12 protein-coding genes are annotated in these 20286 nt (G+C 68.6%); 10 read left to right on the plus strand and 2 right to left on the minus strand.

Annotation, left to right across the window (positions count from 1 at the left end):
* Positions 1–235 precede the first annotated feature (235 nt).
* The 9 genes from ACZ4VI_RS18755 (at position 236) to ACZ4VI_RS18795 (ending at position 17137) form a co-directional block, all read left to right on the plus strand.
* Positions 236–1159, plus strand: coding sequence for a transglutaminase-like domain-containing protein (locus tag ACZ4VI_RS18755; RefSeq protein ID WP_468000422.1), 924 nt, complete (start codon positions 236–238; stop codon positions 1157–1159).
* A 44-nt stretch (positions 1160–1203) separates the two neighbouring features.
* Complete coding sequence (locus tag ACZ4VI_RS18760) at positions 1204–2529, plus strand: MFS transporter (RefSeq protein WP_468000423.1); 1326 nt, start codon at positions 1204–1206, stop codon at positions 2527–2529.
* 157 nt (positions 2530–2686) lie between these two features.
* On the plus strand, positions 2687–7267 hold the full coding sequence (locus ACZ4VI_RS18765; protein WP_468000425.1) for an AAA domain-containing protein: 4581 nt from the start codon (positions 2687–2689) through the stop codon (positions 7265–7267).
* Positions 7264–8103: a hypothetical protein gene (locus ACZ4VI_RS18770; protein WP_468000427.1), complete on the plus strand. Its 840-nt coding sequence runs from the start codon at positions 7264–7266 to the stop codon at positions 8101–8103. The genes ACZ4VI_RS18765 and ACZ4VI_RS18770 overlap by 4 nt, the downstream gene beginning before the upstream one ends.
* Before the next feature lie 321 nt (positions 8104–8424).
* Positions 8425–8940: a hypothetical protein gene (locus ACZ4VI_RS18775; RefSeq protein ID WP_468000429.1), complete on the plus strand. Its 516-nt coding sequence runs from the start codon at positions 8425–8427 to the stop codon at positions 8938–8940.
* Positions 8941–9534: 594 nt separating this feature from the next.
* Positions 9535–15762 carry an RHS repeat-associated core domain-containing protein gene (locus ACZ4VI_RS18780; protein WP_468000431.1) on the plus strand — a complete coding sequence of 2076 codons (6228 nt, stop codon included), beginning with the start codon at positions 9535–9537 and terminating at the stop codon, positions 15760–15762.
* 219 nt (positions 15763–15981) lie between these two features.
* Positions 15982–16551, plus strand: coding sequence for a hypothetical protein (locus ACZ4VI_RS18785; protein ID WP_468000433.1), 570 nt, complete (start codon positions 15982–15984; stop codon positions 16549–16551).
* 215 nt (positions 16552–16766) lie between these two features.
* Positions 16767–16991 (plus strand): transposase, encoded by a 225-nt coding sequence (locus ACZ4VI_RS18790; RefSeq protein ID WP_468000435.1) that lies wholly within the window; start codon positions 16767–16769, stop codon positions 16989–16991.
* On the plus strand, positions 16991–17137 hold the full coding sequence (locus tag ACZ4VI_RS18795; protein ID WP_468000437.1) for a hypothetical protein: 147 nt from the start codon (positions 16991–16993) through the stop codon (positions 17135–17137). The genes ACZ4VI_RS18790 and ACZ4VI_RS18795 overlap by 1 nt, the downstream gene beginning before the upstream one ends.
* Positions 17138–17360: 223 nt before the next feature.
* Here ACZ4VI_RS18795 and ACZ4VI_RS18800 read toward each other — a convergent pair whose 3' ends face one another.
* Positions 17361–18836: a helix-turn-helix domain-containing protein gene (locus tag ACZ4VI_RS18800; protein ID WP_468000438.1), complete on the minus strand. Its 1476-nt coding sequence runs from the start codon at positions 18834–18836 to the stop codon at positions 17361–17363.
* A 127-nt stretch (positions 18837–18963) separates the two neighbouring features.
* Between ACZ4VI_RS18800 and ACZ4VI_RS18805 the strand changes: the two genes are divergently transcribed.
* Positions 18964–19884 carry a zeta toxin family protein gene (locus ACZ4VI_RS18805; protein ID WP_468000440.1) on the plus strand — a complete coding sequence of 307 codons (921 nt, stop codon included), beginning with the start codon at positions 18964–18966 and terminating at the stop codon, positions 19882–19884.
* Between the two features lie 6 nt (positions 19885–19890).
* Here the strand turns inward: ACZ4VI_RS18805 and ACZ4VI_RS18810 are convergent, their stop codons facing one another.
* Complete coding sequence (locus tag ACZ4VI_RS18810; RefSeq protein WP_468000441.1) at positions 19891–20187, minus strand: hypothetical protein; 297 nt, start codon at positions 20185–20187, stop codon at positions 19891–19893.
* Positions 20188–20286: the final 99 nt, after the last annotated feature.

Here is a 20286-nt window from a genome sequence, read left to right on the forward strand (position 1 = left end):
AATCCTCTGCCCCCCCCCCCCCCCCCCGCCCCCCCCCCCCCCCCCCCCCCCCCCCCCCCCCCCCCCCCCCCCCCCCCCCCCCCCCCCCCCCCCCCCCCCCCCCCCCCCGCTCCTGTGCTGTTTGGCGATCGGGCTTGGGAAGCAACATGCGAGAAGCCATGGGGCGGCACCCGGCACGACGATGGCAGCGCCGCGGTGGCGCGGCGAACTCCCATCGGACGAGAGAGGCTTCCCCATGCCGGCCGTGCTACCGAGATCACAGACCGCGCACGTCTGCCGCTTCGAGATCACCGACAGGTTCAGGGTGGAACCGGCCGACGACGACAAGAGCATCGTGGACGTGTGGTGCCCCGTGGTGGACGACGGCCCCCTGCAGCGCGTGCTCGACATCGACGTGCAGGGCGAGGCTTCGTACCAGCTCACCCGGGAGCCGGAGTTCGGCAACGTCATGCTCCACTCCCGCCCCGGCGCCGCCGGGTCCGACTGGGAGATCCGCTACGTCGTCGAGCGCACGAGTCCGCTCTCCGCCCCCGACCCCGGGCGAGCGAAGCCGCTGCCGGGAGCCGGACTGTTCGACCGCGCCCTTCAGCCCGAGCGGCATGTCGACGTCGACAGCCGTACGCGCGACCTGGCCGCCGAGCTGACGGCCGGCGAGGCCAACCCGTACGAACAGGCACGCCGCATCTACGACTACGTCACCGGCGCCATGGAGTACGACGCCACGAAGCAGTCCTACCTGGGCAGCACCGAGCACGCCCTCACCTGCTCCGTGGGCAACTGCAATGACATCCACGCCCTGTTCGTGTCGCTGTGCCGCTCCGTCGGCATCCCCGCCCGGTTCGTCCTCGGCCAGGCCCTGGAGACGCCCGAACCGGGCGCCGAGGACTGTGAGGTATGCGGCTACCACTGCTGGGCGGAGTTCTACGTCGCCGGTCTCGGCTGGCTCCCGGCGGACGCCTCCTGCGCGACCAAATACGGCACGCACGGGCTGTTCGGCGCGCTGGAGACCAACCACATCGCCTGGTCCACCGGCCGCGACATCCTCCTCGCGCCGCCCCAGCGCGCGGGCCGAAGCCTGTTCTTCGCGGCCCCCTACGCCGAGGCCGACGGCCGCACGCACCCCGTCGTACGACAGCTCAGCTTCACCGCACTGGACTGACCGCCGGCCGCGCCAGAGACGTTCGTACAACTGAGAGGTGTGGGATGAAAGCAACGACCACCACGCAGCGCGACACGAACGTGATGGGCAAGGTCGCCCGCCGTCTGCTGCCGCTGCTGTTCGTGCTGTACGTGATCAACTTCCTGGACCGCGCCAACATCGGCGTCGCCGCCCTGTCGATGAACGCCGAGCTTGGCCTGAGCGCGACGGCCTACGGCACGGCCTCCGGGATCTTCTTCATCGGCTACGTCCTCTTCCAAGTGCCCGCGAACGCGGCCCTGCAGCGGTTCGGGGCGCGTCGCTGGATCGCGGTCGTCGTCCTCGCGTGGGGCGTCTGCTCGGCGGCCGGCGCGTTCGTCACCGATGTGGGAAGCCTGTATCTGGTCCGCTTCGTGCTCGGAGTCGCGGAGGCCGGGTTCTTCCCCGGCGTCATCGCCTATCTGGCCATCTGGTTCCCCGCACGGCAGCGGGCCCAGGCGATCGCGGCCTTCCTGATGGCGATTCCCGCCTCCAACATCTTCGGCCTGCCGCTGTCGGGCCTCCTGGTCGAATACGGTGGCGTCGCCGGCTGGCCCGGGTGGCGCACCATGTTCCTCGTCGAGGCGATACCCGCCGTGCTCCTTGGCCTTGTCGTGTGGCGCAGGGGGCTGCTGCCCGACGGCCCGAGCGACGCGCCCTGGCTCACCGAGGCCGAACGCACCGACCTGGCCCGCCGCCTGGCCGACGACGCCACGACGTCCGACGTCAAGGGTGCGGTACGCGGCGGCCATCTCGTGGTGTTCGCCGCGGTGTACGCGGGCCTGTACTTCGCGCTGTACGCCCTGCAGTTCTTCCTGCCCCAGATCGTCGCCTCCGTGTCGCCGGGCGGTGGCGCGCTGTCCCTGAGCGTGCTGTCCGCGCTGCCCTACACGGCGGCGGGCGTCGCGATGCTCACCTGGAGCCGGATCTGCGACCGGAGCGGCGCCCGCCCCACGCACATCGCCTGGCCCGCTCTCACCGCCGTACTGGCCGCCTCCTGCGCCGCGTTCGCGACGGGCTCCCGCGCGCTGCTGCTCGTCTGTGTGGCGGCGGCGGTCGCCGGGATCTTCGCGGCCGTTCCCGCGTTCTGGAGCCAGTGCACGACCTATCTGAACGGCCCACGCGCGGCAATCGCCGTGGCGGGTGTCAACGCGGCTGCCAGCCTCGCGAGTTTCGCCGGCCCCTACGCCACCGGTCACATCCGTGATGCCAGCGGCAGCTACCGGCTCGCCCTCCTCGCCGTCGGCGGCGCACTGGCGCTGACGTCGGCATGCACCCTGCTGATGCCCGGCCGCCGCCGGCGCCGCGCCAGCGCGTCGGAAAATGCCTCGCGCGGTCCACGGGAGCCCTAGACACGGGACTGGGCCGCCGTTGGGCGCATCCCGGCTGCGCCACGCTATGCAATCCGGTCATTACAGTACGTAGAACTGGACATTCCTAAGGCACTTGCCGTGCGGCCTGCCCGCTCGCCCCATCCTGGAACGTTCGTCACCAGCAGAGGGGAGAACGGTGAACGCTCCACGGCGCCATGCGAAGGATCCCGAGGTCATCGCGTCAACGACAGGTCTGGTGAGCTTTCTGCGCGAAGTCGTGCAGAACAGCGCTCAACAAGTGCGTGACGATCGGGATCGATCACGCGAGCACATGTGGCTCGCGCAACTGCCTGACGGCGTCCGCAGGCCGACCGCACGGCCTGACGGTCTGCTGATCACCTTGGATCATGTGCCACAGGCCGCTCCGCCGCCGCTGCCTGACCTTCTGGAAGGCTGGGTGAAACCGGAGAGGATCGAGGACACGGACGGTGGTGATCCACCGCTGGCCGAGGAAGGACCCGGGCAGGAACAGGAGCGCGACACAGACGGCCGTACGTGGTGGGAGCAACGTACGGTCCGACGTGAAGACGCGGCCGAAGTGCTTCGCGCGTACGGCCCATGGCTGGCGCGTTGGCGTCGCTGGGCGGAACGGGAGCGAGCGGACCGTTCGTTACGTGACCAGTACGAGTTCCTCTACCGGTGGCATCAGCAGCTGGCTCAGCAAGACGACCAGAGGGAACTGGTCCTGGCTGTCGGCCTGTTGACCTGGATGGAGCCGAATGGTGATGCGGTCCACAGGCATTTGGTGACCCATCGGGTGGAGACATCCATCGAGCGTCGTACGGCGCGACTCACAGTGCGTCTGGCTTCGGAGAGCTCTCTTCGAGTGGAGGACCGGGACTTCCTGGACAGTGACGACGGTTGGGAGCCCGAGCGTTCGACAGCCGTTGCCGAAGATCTCGCAGCGCGCTCACCCCACCCGCTGAGCGAGGTCGTGCTGGAGCAGTTGGCGGAGTGGCAGGAGCGAGCACTGACACGGCCAGTGGCTTTCAGCGCGGAGTGGAAGCCGCCACGAGAACCTGAACCGAGCGCCCGCCTTACTTACGCACCCGCGCTGATCATGCGCCCCCGGGACCGAAACGCGCTGCTGCGCTGCTACGAGCAGATTGCTGCGAGCGTGGCCACGGAAGCACATGCCCCGCTGGGGCTCGCGCAGTTGGTGCTGCCACTCAACGCGGATGAGCGGTCCCAATGGGCCGCAAGTGAGAGCGCGCCGCTGCTCGGCGACGATCCCCTCTTCCCGCTGAAGACCAACGCCCAGCAGCGTGATGTCCTTCGGCGGCTGGAACAGGACACCGGCGTGGTGGTGCAGGGGCCTCCGGGGACCGGGAAGACACACACGATCGCCAACCTCGTCTCCGCGCTCCTTGCCCAGGGACAGCGTGTCCTGGTCACCAGCGCTCGTGACCAGCCGCTCACCGTGCTGCGGGACAAGCTTCCGGCCGCTGTCCGAGATCTATGTGTCCTGCTGCTGAGTTCGACCCGGCAGGACGGGACGGGTGAGCTGGAGCGCACCATCAATGCCCTGACCGACCAGGTGGCAGCGACCGACGTCGGGCGGCTGCGCGCGGACATCGATCGCCTGTCCACCCAGCGGGATGGGGTGCGCGCGCGGATCTCCGCGCTCACCAGCGAAGTCGTCGAACTGCGCGAGGCCGAGACCCGTCAGCATGATGGCATAGCACCCGGCTACGCAGGCACGCTTGCGGCCATCGTGCAGCAGGTGCAGGACGGCGAGTCCCGATTCGGCTGGATCGGAGCGCTGCCCGACGGCTCCGTAGGCGCCCCTCCGTTCTCCTCGGTACAGGCCCAGGAGTTGCTGACTCTGCTGCGCGAGGGTGCCGGCCGGCCACGAGCAGGTGGTGCGCTGCCGACGCCAGATGAACTGCCCGCTGCGGAACAGGTGGTCGAGGCCCTGACTGCAAGTAGGCTGACGGACGACGGTCTGTCCGAGGTGACGATCGGCATCAGGAACGTTCTGGCCGGTCTCGATGCCTCGGTCACGGATCAACTGATGTCGTCGCTCAGCGTCTGTCGAACCGCGCTGCACCGCCTCGGCGTGGCGGCATCGCCGGTTCAGTGGAACAGCGAACAGTGGATCGCCCGTGCGCTGGAGGACAGGCTGGCACGCCGCAATGTTCTGCTGTGGCAGCGGGTGGCCGCCGGCGCCTCTGAGTTGGACGCCGTGCGGCGTGGGGTCGATGGTGTGGGGCTGCGACAGGTCACGCTTCCCGAGAACCTTCCGCAAGACAAGGCCGGACAACTGGCGAGGTCGGGAGAAGCACTCAGGGCGTATCTGTCAGGCGGCGGCCGGCTCAAGACGCGCTTCGTTCACCGGGCGCAGAAGGACGCCGAGGAACTGTTGGGCAGCTGCACCGTGAACGGACAGCCACCACAGACTCTCGAGGAACTGGACGCGCTTCTCGCGCATCTTCAGGCGAACGCGGCCATCGCAGTGGTGGCGAGTCGCTGGGAACACGTGGGCGTCCCCGTCGCTGGAGGTCCCATCGAGGTGCGGCTGGCGACATTGGCCGAGCGTTACGCGCAATTGGAACACGTTGACGCGTTCGGTGCGGCGCGGGAGCACGTGGACGAGCTCCTCGTCCAGAACGGGACGCATGTCGCCCTCACCTCAGGCCAGGCCTGGCATGACTTCGCCGATGCGCTGGCCGCTCTCAGTGGGCGTCGCGCCGCCGACGAGGCCACGGCACGGCTGGCCGGCTGGGAGGAACAGCTGCGCACGCCGGTGGACGGGGCGCATCCCGCCGCCGAGGCGCTGGCGGCAGCCCAGGCCATCCGGGATCAGGATGCCGAACGGTATTCCAAGGAGCTGGACGCCCTGGCTATGGCGCACACCCGCGAGCACCGCAGGCACCGGTGCTCAGAACTGCTGGGCGCCCTGCGGGCCGTACATCCCGTCCTTGCCGGTCGGCTGGCAGATGAGCAGGAGGAATCAGGGTGGGACGCGCGGCTGGGCGAGTTCAGCGAGGCGTGGGCCTGGGCCACGGCATTCCGGTTCGTACGGCGTCGGCGTACTCCTGGTCTGGAGCAGAGGCTGGAGGGTGAACTAGCGGAACACGAAGAACGGTTGGAGCGTCTCACCGGAGAACTCGCCGGAGCGCGAGGTCGGTTGTACTGCCTTGAGCGCATGACTCAGGATCAGCGTTCTTCCCTGCAGGCATATCGCGCCCACATGGCCTCGTACGGCAAGGGTTCGGGCCGTCATGCGGCCACTTTCAAGGCGGCGGCACGCGAGGCGATGGCCGTGGCCATGGAGGCCGTACCCGCATGGGTGACCCCGATCGGGCAGGTGGCCGAGATGGTGCAGGCCCGGCGGGACGCCTTCGATGTCGTGATCGTCGACGAGGCCAGTCAGGCCGGAATGGAGGCGCTGTTTCTGATGTGGCTGGCACCGCGAGTCATCGTGGTCGGCGACGACAAACAGTGCGCACCGTCCGTGTCCGGCATGGGACGCACCCAGGTCATCCAGGACCGGCTCACCGCGCATCTGCCGGAAATCCCACTTCGTCTGCGCCAGCTCTACACCCCGCACACCAATCTGTACCAGCTGCTGTCCACGTTCTTCCCCGAGGTCATCCGGCTCGGAGAGCACTTCCGCTGTATGCCCGAGATCATCGCGTGGTCGTCGAAGACGTTCTACGACGACAAGCTCATACCGCTCCGCCAGTTCGGCGGTGAGCGCCTCGACCCGCTGCTGACGCACTATGTCGAGGGAGCCGTGGTCAAAGGCCGTGACAGCCGCCTGCACAACCCCAAGGAGGCCGAGGCCATCGTGGAGTGCCTGGTGGAGCTCGTCGAAGACCCCGCCTACCGGGAGAAGACGATGGGGGTGATCGTTCTTCAGGGGCAAGGACAGATCAGGCTGCTGGACGACCTCATCAAGCAACGACTGTCGGCCCCGGTGCGTGAGCGCCATGGCATCCGAGTGGGCAATCCCGCCTCCTTCCAGGGCGACGAGCGGCACGTCATTCTCCTCTCCATGGTGGTGACCGATCCGCCGCGCATCGCTGGTGGCCATCCGAACGAGCGGAAGGCCTACAACGTCGCCGCCAGCCGCGCCCAGGACCAGATGCGGCTCTTCTATTCGGTCCCCCGCGACCGGTTCAAGCCCAATGACCTACGGCTCAACCTCCTGACGTACATGGAGAATCCGCCGGCGGCCCTGGCCTCCACCGATGCGATCGGGCCGGTGACGCCCGACGTACGCACCGCTCCCTTCGATTCGCTCTTCGAGCAGCAGGTCTACCTGCGGCTGAGGGAGCGGGGGTATCACGTGATCCCGCAATTCCCGGCGGGGGAGAAGCGTATCGACCTGGTAGTGGTGGGTGCCCGCGGGCGACTGGCCGTGGAATGCGACGGAGACTACTACCACTCGACGGCCGAGCAGCTCCGGCACGATCAGCAACGCGAGCGTGAACTCCAACGAGTCGGCTGGACGTTCTGGCGCGTCCGTGAGAGCGAGTTCCGCTACGACCCCGATGCCGCCCTGACCGGTCTGTGGGAGGAACTGGAACATCGGGGTATTCAGCCGGCCGACTATGCGTCGCCGCAGGCTTCGGGCGGCCCGCAGAACAGCGCATGGACCCCGGTCGATCTGTCCTCTGACGATGACCTTCCCGAGGATGACGGCTCGGAGGACCATGCCGAGGAATCCGAAACTCCCCGCGCGGGCGACCCCACGGAAGGCGCGGCATGATCGAGCAACCCATAGTGGGGCGTCTTGACGCGAACACGCTAGAGGAGATCGCCCGTGTCATCTGCGGCGACGACCACCTCTATTACCGCAAGGGTTGGGAGATCGCCCGCTTCCTGAAACATGCGGGCTGGGCCGAAGTGCCGGACTATGACGGGGAGTACCGGAGGGAGTGGGTTCTCGCCCGCCTCACCGAACGTCGAGAGGACCCCACGGAACTGGAGAAGGTACTCCTTCGCCTCGGTGACCCTCTCGAGTACCTGGATGAACCGGAGCAGCTACCTGGAGTGGTCGCCGCCGTCAACGCTTTCCTCATCCATGAGGGCTTCCGCCTGGATACCCCGGGCGGTCGTCCACGCCTGGTGGCCTGCGATCCGGCACTGGCCCATCCGGGGCAGCATGCTCCGGCTGAGTTCAGGGCCGTGATGACCGAGATCATCAAGGAACCGGACATGGCAAGGCTTCTTCAGCACCGGCTCGACGAGGCGCAGACCTGCTACGCCAACGGCGCTCATGTCGCTGCGATCGTCATGCTCGGAAGCCTTCTGGAGGGCGTCCTGGTCCAGGTGATCCAGGAACGCGACCGTGCCCTGCTCGGGTCCACGTCACCGGACAGGGCAACGCTCGACGTTCTCATCAAGACGTGTCACCAGGCGGGTTGGATCGGAGCCGACATCGAACGCTTCTGTCACGAGCTCCGCCGGTACCGGAACTATGTCCACCCGCGCCGCGAGATCCAGGAGGCCCACACCCCCGATCGCGACACCCTGAACGTGTCATGGCAGGTCGTCAGCGCCGTTCTCAACGACCTGGCGACAACCCAGCCGGGCAGTGGCTGACGAGCAGCGCTGCCTTCGGCATGCTGCCCCGATCTGCGGATCGGGGCAGCATGGGGGAGCATGCGCCTTCGTGATCAGCCGATTCCGAAGTGGCGGGCCTCTCACCGTCAGGGCCGGCACGGCTCCTCGAAGGGGCGGCTCGCCGGAGATGGCGCCGACGGGCCCGCTGGTGGGTACCTGACCGGCGGTACGGCGATCAGCCGCACCCGCCGCTGCTGCTGATCTTCAGCCGTGTGGCCCACGCAACCCCAACACCGTCGTCGCACAGTTGGCCGAGCTGACCAGCGGCACTGGCAGGGCACCACCTACGACGGCTTCCACATGTACGACGGCAAGTTCCCCATCGCGGTCACCGGCATGAAGCAGCTGAAGGAGCACGGCCCGGCCGGGGCGATCTTCCGCCGCTTCGGCCGCCGGCACAACCAGACCTTCCTGGAGGCGATCGGCAACCCCCGCCGCGAAGCCCACGACGCCTGCCAGCGGGCCGAGTACGAAGCCCGCGAGCGCCAGTACAAGGAGCTGCTGCGCCGCGTCGCGCGGGAATGCGCGGCTGAGCGGGAGGCCCGCCGTCCCGTGTGCGCCGACTGCGGCACGAAGTTCACCGACGAGTGGTGGAAGGTCATCGAGCCCGCCGAGTGGGACGCGCCACGGGAGACCCAGCCGCACCTGTGCGGCGACTGCAAGCAGCGCGCCGTCACCGCCGAACGCCAAGCCGAGCGTACCGAGCACGGGCGCCAGGAGCAGGACCGGGCGGTGCCCGTGCCGCTCGTCCTCACGGCCGTCACTCCCCTCATCAGTTGGGGCACCGTCGTCCTCGGCCTGCCTGCCTTTGGCTGAGGGGCAGGCACCACCTCCCCGACGAGGTCGTCGGACCGGCAGGACCCGCCCGGCCCGACACCGAGCGGCCGCGCTGTCGACGCGGTCGCGGTTCCGCCCGCCGACCGGGCGAACGCGCCGCACTCACAAGCCGACGTCGTGATCTCCGGGCACATGACGCCAACACCGACTGGTCAGCGCCGTCGTTCCGACCTGCCCGGAGTCTCGCCAGGGCCGCCCACACAGTGGCGGCGGCAGCTCACGCGCTGACGGCAGGGCAACGGCGTCGCCGGACCTCTGCTGTGCTCGCCGCGTCCCTCGGCGAACGTCTCGACTCTGTGGAGCCGGTCCTCGGCGTGCGGCCCGTTGAAACATGAGAGAAGTCACAGAGAAGCTTCATTGGTTGAGCTCTGAATTGATCAACTAATGTTGCTTTGATGATCTTTTGACGCTCTGTAAGTTTCGCCTGAGCCGCAGACTTGATCATGCGGCGTGTTGATTCACGTCTTCAGAATCGGAAACTTCATGAGAAACCTTGCGTTCGCGCCAAGATGGCGCGAACAGGCCTGGTGCGGAGGGCCTAACCGGTATGTCGCCGGCTGCATAGCCCTGGCCATGGCCGTCACTCTCCTGGACGGTGCCGGCACCGCGCTGGCGGCCGAGCGCCAGGGGCAGCAGTCCGCGCCGAAGCAGTACGCGACGCAGGCGGCGGACATCCCGTCGGCCCGGATCGCCGCACGGCTTTCGGGCAAGCGGGTCGAGGCGCTGTCCGAGCGCACCGAGACCTCGACCACCTGGGTCAACGCGAACGGGTCGCTGACCACCGAGATCACCGCGGGCCCGATCCGTTTCAAGGACGAGGACAGCGGCGACTGGCGCCCCGTCGACCTGGACCTGGTCGCCGACGGCTCGGGTGCGGTCGAACCCAAGGCCCACCCCCGCGGTCTGCGGATCTCCGGCCAGTCCGGCACCCCCGCCCGCTCGCTGGAGGCGGCGCAGGGCACCAAGGCCGTCGACCTGGTCACCCTCGGTGACGGCGACAGCGGCATCACCCTCCAGTGGAAGGGCGGCCTGCCCCAGCCCAAGCTGGCCGGAACCCGCGCTGAGTACACCGACGCCGTGCCGGGCGCCGATGTGATCGTCGAGGCGACGCGTACCGGCTTCGAGCAGTTCGTGGAGATCAAGAAGAAGCCGGCCGAGGACGGCTTCTCCTACACCCTCCCGCTCAAGGCCAAGGGCCTGAAGGCGAAGGCGCAGGCCGACGGCAGCGTGCTGTTCACCGACCGAAACAACAAGAAGACCGCGGTGATGCCCGCCCCGGTGATGTGGGACTCCACCGTTGATCCCGTCTCCGGCGAGCACACCCGCCGGGTCAGGGTCGGCATGAAGGTGGTCCACAAGGGCAGCACGATCGAACTCGTCATCACTCCGGACGCGAAATTCCTCGCCGACTCGAAGACCAAGTACCCGGTGACGGTCGACCCTTCGACGTCCGCGCTGTCCAACGTGTTCGACACGTACGTGCAGCAGGGCGAGACGGTCGACTGGTCCAACGACACCGAGCTGGACCTGGGCAACCCCGGTACGAAGAACGCCGACGGCACCTTCCGCACCGCGCGTTCGTTCATCTCGTGGAACACCGCGCCGATCGCCGACGCGCTGGTGACGGACGCGAAGCTGTCGCTGTGGAACTTCCACTCCGGCAACTACACCGGCTCGTCGTGCCCGAACCAGCCGTGGGAGGTGTGGTCCGCAGGGGCCGCGTCGACCTCCTCGCGGTGGACGGCTCAGCCGGCGTGGATCGCGGTGAAGGCCACCTCGTCGGAGACGCGGGGCAACGCCTCCTGCACCACCCAGCCGGACGGCTGGATCAACGCGAACGTCACCACGCTGGTGCAGGAGTGGGCGTCCGCGAAGGCCGCCAAGTCCCACATGGGCCTGCGCGCCTCGGACGAGAACGTCACCGGGCAGTGGAAGCGCGTCAACTCCGGCAATGCCGCCGCCAACCCGCCGAAGCTGGTCGTCACCTACAACTACCGTCCGCGCACCGGCACCGACCAGCAGGCCGGCCCGCCGTTCTTCAAGGACTCCGGCGGTACATGGTTCGTCAACACCACGACGCCGACCCTGCAGGACACCTTCGTCGACCCCAACAACGACAAGGTCAACGGCACCTTCCAGATCTTCGACAACGCCACCGGTACGCAGGTCGGGAACGTCCTGGTCTCGCCCTTCGTGGCCTCCGGGCAGCCGGCCGCGGTGAAGGTGCCCGCTGGGCTGCTGACCAACGGCAAGACGTACAAGTTCCGCACGTCGCCGTACGACGGCCTGCACTACAACACCGGCTGGTCCGCCTACGCGTACTTCACCGTCGACACCAGCGCCCCCTCCGCGCCCACGGCGGTGACCTCCACCGACTACCCCAGCAGCTCCTGGGTCAAGGGCGTCGGCCAGAGCGGCGACTTCACCGTCACCCCGCCCTCCGATGACCAGAACGGCATCGAATGGTCGCTGGACGGCGCGGTCTGGGAGAAGGTCCCGACCAGCGGCACCACCCCGGTGAAGATCACCCTGACGCCCGAGAAGGCCGGCACCAACGTCCTCCAGGTCCGGGCCACCGACAAGGCGGAGAACAAGTCCGACCCGGTCTCGTACACCTTCCACGTCGGCCCCGGCGGCGTCACGCTGCCCGACGACGGAACCCGCACCGCGGCCCGGGTGCCGCTGGCCGCGGAAGCCGAGTCGCCGAAGTTCGACGCCGTGACCTTCCAGTGGCGGCGCGGCGACGCCGACGCCTGGGTGAACCTCCCGGCCGGTGACGTGACCTCCGGCGGCACCCCGGTGGCCTCCTGGCCGCTCGCGCTCTCCGCCGGCAAGACCCCGCAGCTCACCTGGAACGCCACCACGACCGTCGACCCCGACGGCGTCGTCCAGCTCCGCGCGCAGTTCACCGGCGGCGCCGGCGCGACAGGCGCCTCCGACCCGGTCAGCGTCGTGGTGGACCGCAACGCCGACGGCGCGGCCAGCGAGAGCATCGGCCCCGGCTCGGTCAACCTGCTGACCGGTGACTACACGCTCCCCGGCGGCGACGCCTCGTTCTTCGGCATGAGCGTCACCCGCAGCGCCTCCTCCCGTTCCCCGCAGGCTGGGGCCGCCAACGAGCAGGCCCCGATCTTCGGCAAAGAGTGGCTGTACAGCGCCGCGGCCGACCAGATCACCACGCCGTTCTCGTACCTGCACAAGACGTCGGCGACCTCGCTGAGCATCGGACTCGCCGGTGACGACAGCCAGATGCACTTCACCGCAAACGCGGCGGGCACCGGCTGGATCGCGGAGCCCGGCTCCGAGGACTACACCCTCACCGGTGGCTTCGGCGGCGACTTCACCCTGAAGAGCACCGAGGGCGGCACCACCACCTTCGTCCCCGTCGAGGTCGGCGGCACCACCTGGCGGGCCAGCACGACCTGGGTCGAGGGCGTCGACAACTCCACGACCACCACGGCCTCGGAGACGATCACGGTCGGCGAGACCAAGATCGCCCGGCCCAAGAAGATCATCGCCGGCAACTCGGCGGTGGCCAACTCCACCTGCGCCGCCGACTCCTCCGTCAAGGGCTGCCGCGTCCTGGAGTTCGTCTACGCGACCTCCACCACCGCCACGCCCACGGCGTTCGGCGACGTGAAGGACCAGGTGTCCTCGGTCAGGCTGTGGGCGACCGCCCCCGGCGGCTCGGCGTCCACCGCGACCACGGTCGCAAGCTACGCCTACGACGCCGACGGTCGGCTCCGCGAGACCTGGGACCCGCGGATCTCCCCGGCGCTGAAGACCGCCTACGACTACGACACGGCCGGACGGGTCACCTCGCTCAAGCCCGCGGGCCAGCTGCCCTGGTCGTTCACCTACGGCCAGGCGGGCTCCAGCCCCGCGTCCGGCCCTGGCATGCTGCTCAAGGTCTCCCGGGCGACGCTCACGCCGGGCAGCGCCGACCAGACCAACGGCACCGCCGTCACCAACGTCGTCTACGGAGTGCCGCTGACCGGCTCCGCGGCGCCGGAGGACCTGGGCGCGACCGCCACGGCCTCATGGGGCCAGTCGGACATCCCCACCGACGCCACGGCGGTCTTCCCACCCGACCAGGTACCCGCCTCCAACGACGGTTCCTCGCTCGCCGCGAGTGACTACGGTCGGGCCGGCATCCACTACTTGGATGCCAGCGGCCGCACGGTGAACAAGGCCGAACCGGGCCACCGCCTGTCGGTCGCCGAGTACGACCGCTTCGGTAACGCGATCCGCACCCTGTCCGCGGCCAACCGCGAGCTCGCGCTCGGTGCCACGGACGCGCTCAAGGACAAGCTGACGGACCTGGGCATCGGGTCCCTGGCCTCCGCCGAGCGAGCCCAGCTGCTGTCGAACGTATCGGTGTTCGACGCGAACGGCGCACGGGAGACCGACACCTACGGGCCGCTGCACCGCGTCACCCTGGCGGCGAACCTGACCAGCGGCACCACCACGCTGGCAGCCGCCGGCACCCAGCTGATGGCGCGCCGGCACATCGTCCGGGAGTTCGACGCGGGGCGTCCCACCGACGGCACCGCCGTCGTCCGTGACCAGGTCACCAAGGTCACGGTGGGCGCGCAGCCCCGCTCCTGGCCCACCCTGACCGCGGACCCGCGGGACACCACCACGGTCTACGACTGGGCCAAGGGCCAGCCGACCAGCTCCACGGTCGACCCGGGCGGCCTGGCGATCACCACGACCACCGGCTACGACGCCCAGGGCCGGGTGAACAGCGAGTCGCAACCCGCGTCCAGCGGCTCGGACGCCGGCACCACGATCATCACGTACTACACCGCGGACGGCACCGGCACCTGCGGCGGCAAGCCGGAGTGGGCGGACCAGATCTGCCGCCTCGCCCCGGCCGCCGACATCACCGGCGGCGGCACCAACCCGACCCAACTGCCCACCAAGGTCCTGGAGTACGGCCAGTTCGGCCAGGCCACCAAGATCATCGAGACGGCCAACGGGGTTACCCGCACCACCACGACGGGCTACGACCCGGCGGGCCGGGTCACCACCCTGACCATCTCGGGCGGAGTCGGCGCCGCCGTCCCCGTGAGCACCACGGCCTTCGACGACGCCACGGGCCTGCCGGTCAGCACCACCTCACCGACCGGCGGCACCATCAGCAGGACCTACGACCAGCTCGGCCGTCAGCTGACGTACACCGACGCGGACGGAGGCACCACCACCACCAGGTACGACGCGCTCGACCGGCCGACGACCGTCACCGACACCGTGCCGTCGACCACCACGTACACCTACGACACCGCCGTCGACCCGCGCGGTCTGCTCACCTCGATGACAGACTCCGTGGCCGGCACGTTCACCGCCCAGTACGACGCGGACGGCGAACTGGTCACCCAGAGTCTGCCCGGCGGCTACACCACGAAGGACGTCATCGACCCCGCGGGCACGACCACCGCCCGCACGGTCACCCGCAACAGCGACAACTCCGTGGTGATCGCCGACAGTGTCACCGAGACGGTGCACGGCCAGACGGCCACCCACGCCGGAACCCCGGGTGTCACCGCCTCCCAGGCGTACACCTACGACAAGGCCGGCCGGCTGACCCAGGCGCAGGACACCGCTACCGACGCGGTCTGCACCACCCGCGCCTACACCTTCGACAAGCACTCCAACCGCAAGACGCTGGCCACGGCCACCGCCGCGGTGAACGCCGACTGCACCACCACCGGCGCCACCACCACGTCGTACACCCACGACACCGGCGACCGGCTGATCGGCACCGGCTACGTCTACGACGCGTTCGGCCGCACCACCGCCAGGCCGGGCACCACGCTGGCGTACCACGTCAACGACCTGGTGCAGCAGCAGACGGCGGGCACCGAGCGGCAGACCTGGACGCTGGACTCCGCCCTGCGTCACCGGTCCTGGACCACGGAGTCCAACATCTCCGGCACCTGGACCCAGACCGCCTCCCGTCTGAACCACTACGACGCCGACGGGGACAGCCCCCGCTGGATCGTGGAGAGCACGAGCGGCGGCGCGGTCACCCGCAACGTCGTCGGCCCGGACGGCAACTTGGCGGCAACCACCGCCAAGACCGGCGGTACGGTCCTGCAACTGGCCAACCTGCACGGTGACATCACCCTGCAGCTGCCGGCCGACACGGCGCTCGCCCCGACAGTCCTGGACGCCGACGAGTTCGGCAACCCCCGGGCGGGGCAGGCGGCGACCCGGTACAGCTGGCTCGGCGCGCACCGGCGTTCGTCGGAGACCGTCACCGGGCTCAAGCTCATGGGTGCCCGCCTGTACGACCCGGCCATCGGACGCTTCCTGTCCCTCGACCCGGTCCGAGGCGGCAGCGCCAACGCCTACGACTACGCCAACGCCGACCCGGTCAACCAGTTCGACCTGGACGGCCGTGTCTCGGCCTGGCGCAAGAAGTACGAGGAAGCCAAGGCCTGCAGGGCCCTGGGGTACGGCGGCTGCGCTTTCGCCACCATGCTGTCCGGTGTCCTGCTGTGGAAGCTCCCCGGCAGCAAGTCCCGGAACAACGCCCTGCGGCACTTCATCTGGATGTCTGCGCTGACCTATTTCTTCGGCTGGCGTGCCGCCAAGCGGCTCGGCGACGCCCACGAGTACGGACAGACAAGCCTCGACTCCCAGAAGGACCAGTACAACAACCGGGTGGCGCGCAACTTCGTCGCCAGCAGTTACAACCGGTCCTGGATGCGCTACTACGCCGACCGCGGCTACTTGTTCCAGTACCTGTACCGCGCCGGCAGCTGGCTCTACGACAACTGGTACCTGAAGAGGTGATCCCACAGCGGTCATGGGACTCTTGCGTCCGCTGACCCGCTGACCTGGCCGATGGGTGCCGGGGCAGGCCCTTTCGAGGGCGTGCCCCGGCACCCCCGTGCCACCACCGGCCGGTTCCCTCCTTCGCGCCCTCGCGTGCGTCCGGTCCCCGAGCCCCTCCTGATTCACCTCCGGACCCGCCCCCCGTCTCCGACCCCGCCACGACCTCCGGGAGACCCCATGCCGCTGCCGACGCGCCCCGTCCGGCCGCTCGCCCCGCCCGTCGCACTGCTCCTGGCCACCGCCCTGATGACCGCCGGCCTGACCGGCTGCTCCGCGCTGTCCCCGTTCAACACATGTGACGACACGGCGGCGCGGCTGAAGGGCCTGCGCTCTCAGTCGATCCTGAACTCCACCCCCGAAGGGGCGACCGCCCCGGAGGGGCTCGACGCGGTTGACTCGCGCTGCATCGACGACACCGGCGACGCCTGGCTGTACGCCGCCCGCGTCTACGCCTTCCCCGGCTCCCGGCAGGAGGTCGTGGACTTCTACCGCACCGCCGCCAAGGCGGACGGCTGGCACCTACAGCACGACCCCTCAGACCCGAACACCCCCGAAACAACGGCGGGACTGTGCTTCACCAAGGGCGGGGACGGCGAAGCCCTCCTGCTGACCGTACAGTTCACCAGGGCCAGCGACCTGAAGTTCGAGTACGACTACGACGCCGGGCCGGAGTTCGATGCGGGCTCCGGATTCGAGATAGAGGTCGGCTCCGAGACGGACGGGGCGAAAACCGGCTGCTTCGACTGACACCCTGGGGCTTCACGGACAGGCGACAGGGCGGACCGCAGCCCGCCCTGCCCCGGGGTGCGGTGTCGGTGACGGGGGGTAGGCCGCGGTCGCGGGAGACCGCGGCCTGCCGGAGTGCGGCCGAACCCGGCGGGACCAGGTCCTGTCCGGAGCCCGGATCACAAGTTCGGTAGATCGCCTGCGCGCGGGGGCTCGGTCTTGATAGGCCATCAGTCATGGCGCGAGGCGATCTCACCGACGAGCAGTGGTCCCTGATCGAGCCCCATCTCCCGATTGCCGCAGCCGGTCCCGTCCCCGACCTGCGGAAACACTGCAACGTGGTGATGTGGCGGTTCCGGACCGGCAGCCCCTGGCGTGATCTGCCAGCCGAGTTCGGGCCTGGCAGAGCGCGTCCGACCGCTTCCGGATCTGGGCGACGCAGGGCACCTTCCAGCGCCTGATGCAAGCAGTGATCGCCGAGGCCGCCGCCCACGGCCAGGCCGATCTGAGCCTGGTCAGCGTGGACTCGGCGACCGCCCGGGCCCACCATCACGCCGCCGGAATGGCCCTGGACCCCGAGCCATCGAAGGCACCCGTGCCAAGCTGAAACGCCTAGTCAAGCTCGACATCCTCATCGAGGCCGACGCCGGCAACTTCACCAGGAAGCAGTAGCCAACCGAGCGCCGCCACCAGCAGCCTGCCCCGGCCTCACCCGGACATGGACATCAACTCACGAACCGCCCTCTGGCGGCCGGTTCAGACGCCTGGTGGGTGCACTCCCGCCAGCCCATTTCTTGGACCTTTCGGACTTGCCAACGGCATTGGGGCGGTCAACGTGCTTCCAGAGGAAAGCCGGCTAGGGCGTTGAGGATTCCCTTGAAGGGCACCCATTCCGCGGACGAGGTGCTACCGGGGCCCGAGGCCGTATACGGTCGTATCCGCTGTGGATATGAGCCGGTTTGTCCCTCAAGGGCCCTCACTCCCAGAAGGAACGACTCGACTGGAGCGAACCACTGACCGTGGGAGTTGCGCGAGAGTTCTTCGAAAGGCTGCCATCGAACGCCGCTTCCCAGCGGCGGGGCGTAGGGGAAGCGGTAGAACGCGTAGTTCTTCTCGCCGCGGCCGAGGTCGAACTCGACGCCGACGGAGTTCACCGTCACGGCTTCGTGGCCAGCGTTCGTGACGCGCACCCCGAGGTACCCGCTGCAGCCTTCGCTACTGGCGGCAGCGACGGCTTCACGGTTCAGATCGATCTCTCGGATCTGGCCGGTGCCCATGTCGGCACCAGCGACCAGTTCCGCCATGAGGTGGGTCTCTCGGGGGAGCGACAGCGACTGTTCCAGCTGGCTGTGCAGCTCTGCACGCGTGCGTGGTTTGACCACCTGTCCTGATCGCGCAATCTGCTTTGCTTTCCACTCCTCCAGCTCCTGGACTGTGTAGGAGAGATCGGTCTCGACGAGCCTATGGTGCGATGCGCACAGCAGGAGCATGTTGCCGGGGCCCGTACGGTCGCCTGTGAACTCAGGGTCGTACCGAGCGGTGCCTGGCGCCGGCGGTCGGATATGGGCAATCTCGGCTGTGACAGTGGCATGGCTGTTATCCCACCGGATCAGGGATTCGGTGCAGCCAGGGAAGGCGCATGACGCTGCGCTGCCGAAGAGCTGCTTGATGGTTGTGGAGCTGATTCCCGTCGGGGTGGTGGCGGCGCGCACGGCCTGGGCGCCCTCCCACATGGCGCGGAGCGCATCGAGCTCGTCGCGTGTTGCTGCCAGAGACTGGGCCAGGCTGGAGATACGGCCCCATGAGGGGATGCTGAGGCCGGACATGGCCCGGCTGATAGATGACGCTGTGAGCCCCGAGGATGCCGCCAACGCTCTCAGGGAGGGGGAGCCAGCCTTCTGGTGCAGGGCTCTCAGCGCAAGGGGTAGAGGGCCTTGCGTATGGTGCGCCAGCACGTCTGACGGCTCGCGGAAGCCGTCCAGTCCGCCCGCCGATGCGCTATCAGCGCTGGCACCGGACAACGGGTCGGCGGAGTGCCCGGCCCGGCGCGCAGCGATGCCCTGGCGTCGGTGCAGCCAGCTCTCTGGATCTCCTCCCCATGCCCTTACGAGGGCGCTGAGCGCATCTGTGCTGGGCAGTCTCTTGCCGCTGGTGGCGGCGTAGATCGTGGCCAGTGGAATGCCGGTGGCCAGGTGGGTGTCACGGGGAGTCTTCCCCGACTCCTGCTGCAGCCTCTTCAGGTCGCTGCCGAAGTCGACGAGTGCGTCGTCTCGGAGGTCATGACGTGATTTCGTCTGGCGTCCCATGTGCCCTCCCGTCAGACATTCTCGCGTGTTGTCTCGCATGCGCGCAACACCGGGTAGACTGCTCCACGGTGGACCGACCCAGCATGTCGGAACTCCGACCCAACTGGTCGTCTTTCAGGAGTCCTCCGTGACGCGGTCAGATCCCGGCGCCGACGCGGCCCGCCCCGTTGCCGGCCTCGTGCAAGAACAGTCGCACGCCACCACGGCTGGCACTGCTCTTTATGACCTGCCTCACTCCCAGGTCCGCAGCATCTTCGACAAGGTGATCGCTCCAAAACACCTCAACCCGGTTGTTCCTCATGGTGACCCCGTCGCCGAGTTCCTGATCGGGCAGCCTGGTGCTGGCAAGTCCACCTTCGCCCGGCGCTACCTCCCTGGTGGCGGAAATCGCGTAGGCCGCCGCATCTGTGCCGACGACTACAAGGCGTACCACCCTGCATACGAGACCCTGGTGATTGAACGCCCGAGGGACGCAGGGCGTCTGACCAGAAGCGTCACCAAGCAGTGGCACGCGATGGCAGAGGAGTACATGCGCGAGCGGGACGGTGACGTCCTTGATGAGATCGCGCCCGGGAGCCTCGGCGACTTCCTCAGCACGGCCCGCCGCTTCCACGTGGCTGGATACACGGTCAGGGTGAGCCTGATGGCCGTCCGTCCGGCAGACAGCCTTCAGGGCATCCTCATGCGGTATGCACAGCTCTCCGAACAGGATGCCCCTGCCCGTTTGACCAGCCGGGAGGGCCATGACCGGTGTTACAACGCCCTCACGGACATCGCTGAAGTGATCGAGCACGTGCCGTTCGTGGATTCGGTGGCAGTTCTGCGCCGCGGGGGCGAGACCATCTACGAGGCCCCGCGCAGCGTGATCGGGGCCTGGGAGCGGGTGTGTGCGGCTGTCCTCGAAGCCGAGCGTACGCGCCCCTACAGTCAGGGAGAGGCAGCCGACTTCCTGAGCAACCAAGAATACCTGCGCCGCACGGTGCCGCACTGTGACCGGGACGTCGCCGAAATCGCGCGGCGGGCGAAGCCCTTGCTGCGCCTGTCGTGACGACACCTACCGCCCAGACAGGCTTCGGTAGCGCTCTCTGTAGCGGGTCAGAATCTGCACCACCTCCTCGTCCCCAGCTATGCGCACCCGCTCCAGGTCTCCAGCACACATATCCCGCCCGTCCTCCAGTTCCCGCAGGCGGGCGGCATCGGGCGCTACCGAGTTCTCCTCCTCGAAGATGCGCGCCGAGTACCAGGCAATCACAAGCCGCACCATCTCCAGGGCCGCATTGCGAGAGGCGGCCTCCCAGCGCCCGCCTTCCCCTGCCCGCGCGGATCCCGACTTAGCGTCCGGGTCGGACACAGCCACATCACCTCGGTTTCGGAACTACCTCATTCTCCGAAGAGAATGAACAGGTCACAGGCCGACACCCGTCTCGCCGCGCCGGATGAGACCAGCGCA

The organism is Streptomyces sp. NPDC029169 (assembly GCF_055563935.1).

Bases quoted from the DNA above. Each gene is read 5' to 3' on its own strand.
- ACZ4VI_RS18755 (WP_468000422.1), top strand. From the start codon at position 236: ATGCCGGCCGTGCTACCGAGATCACAGACCGCGCACGTCTGCCGCTTC.
- ACZ4VI_RS18760 (WP_468000423.1), top strand. From the start codon at position 1,204: ATGAAAGCAACGACCACCACGCAGCGCGACACGAACGTGATGGGCAAG.
- ACZ4VI_RS18770 (WP_468000427.1), top strand. From the start codon at position 7,264: ATGATCGAGCAACCCATAGTGGGGCGTCTTGACGCGAACACGCTAGAG.
- ACZ4VI_RS18775 (WP_468000429.1), top strand. From the start codon at position 8,425: ATGTACGACGGCAAGTTCCCCATCGCGGTCACCGGCATGAAGCAGCTG.
- ACZ4VI_RS18780 (WP_468000431.1), top strand. From the start codon at position 9,535: ATGGCCGTCACTCTCCTGGACGGTGCCGGCACCGCGCTGGCGGCCGAG.
- ACZ4VI_RS18785 (WP_468000433.1), top strand. From the start codon at position 15,982: ATGCCGCTGCCGACGCGCCCCGTCCGGCCGCTCGCCCCGCCCGTCGCA.
- ACZ4VI_RS18790 (WP_468000435.1), top strand. From the start codon at position 16,767: ATGGCGCGAGGCGATCTCACCGACGAGCAGTGGTCCCTGATCGAGCCC.
- ACZ4VI_RS18795 (WP_468000437.1), top strand. From the start codon at position 16,991: ATGCAAGCAGTGATCGCCGAGGCCGCCGCCCACGGCCAGGCCGATCTG.
- ACZ4VI_RS18800 (WP_468000438.1), bottom strand. From the start codon at position 18,836: ATGGGACGCCAGACGAAATCACGTCATGACCTCCGAGACGACGCACTC.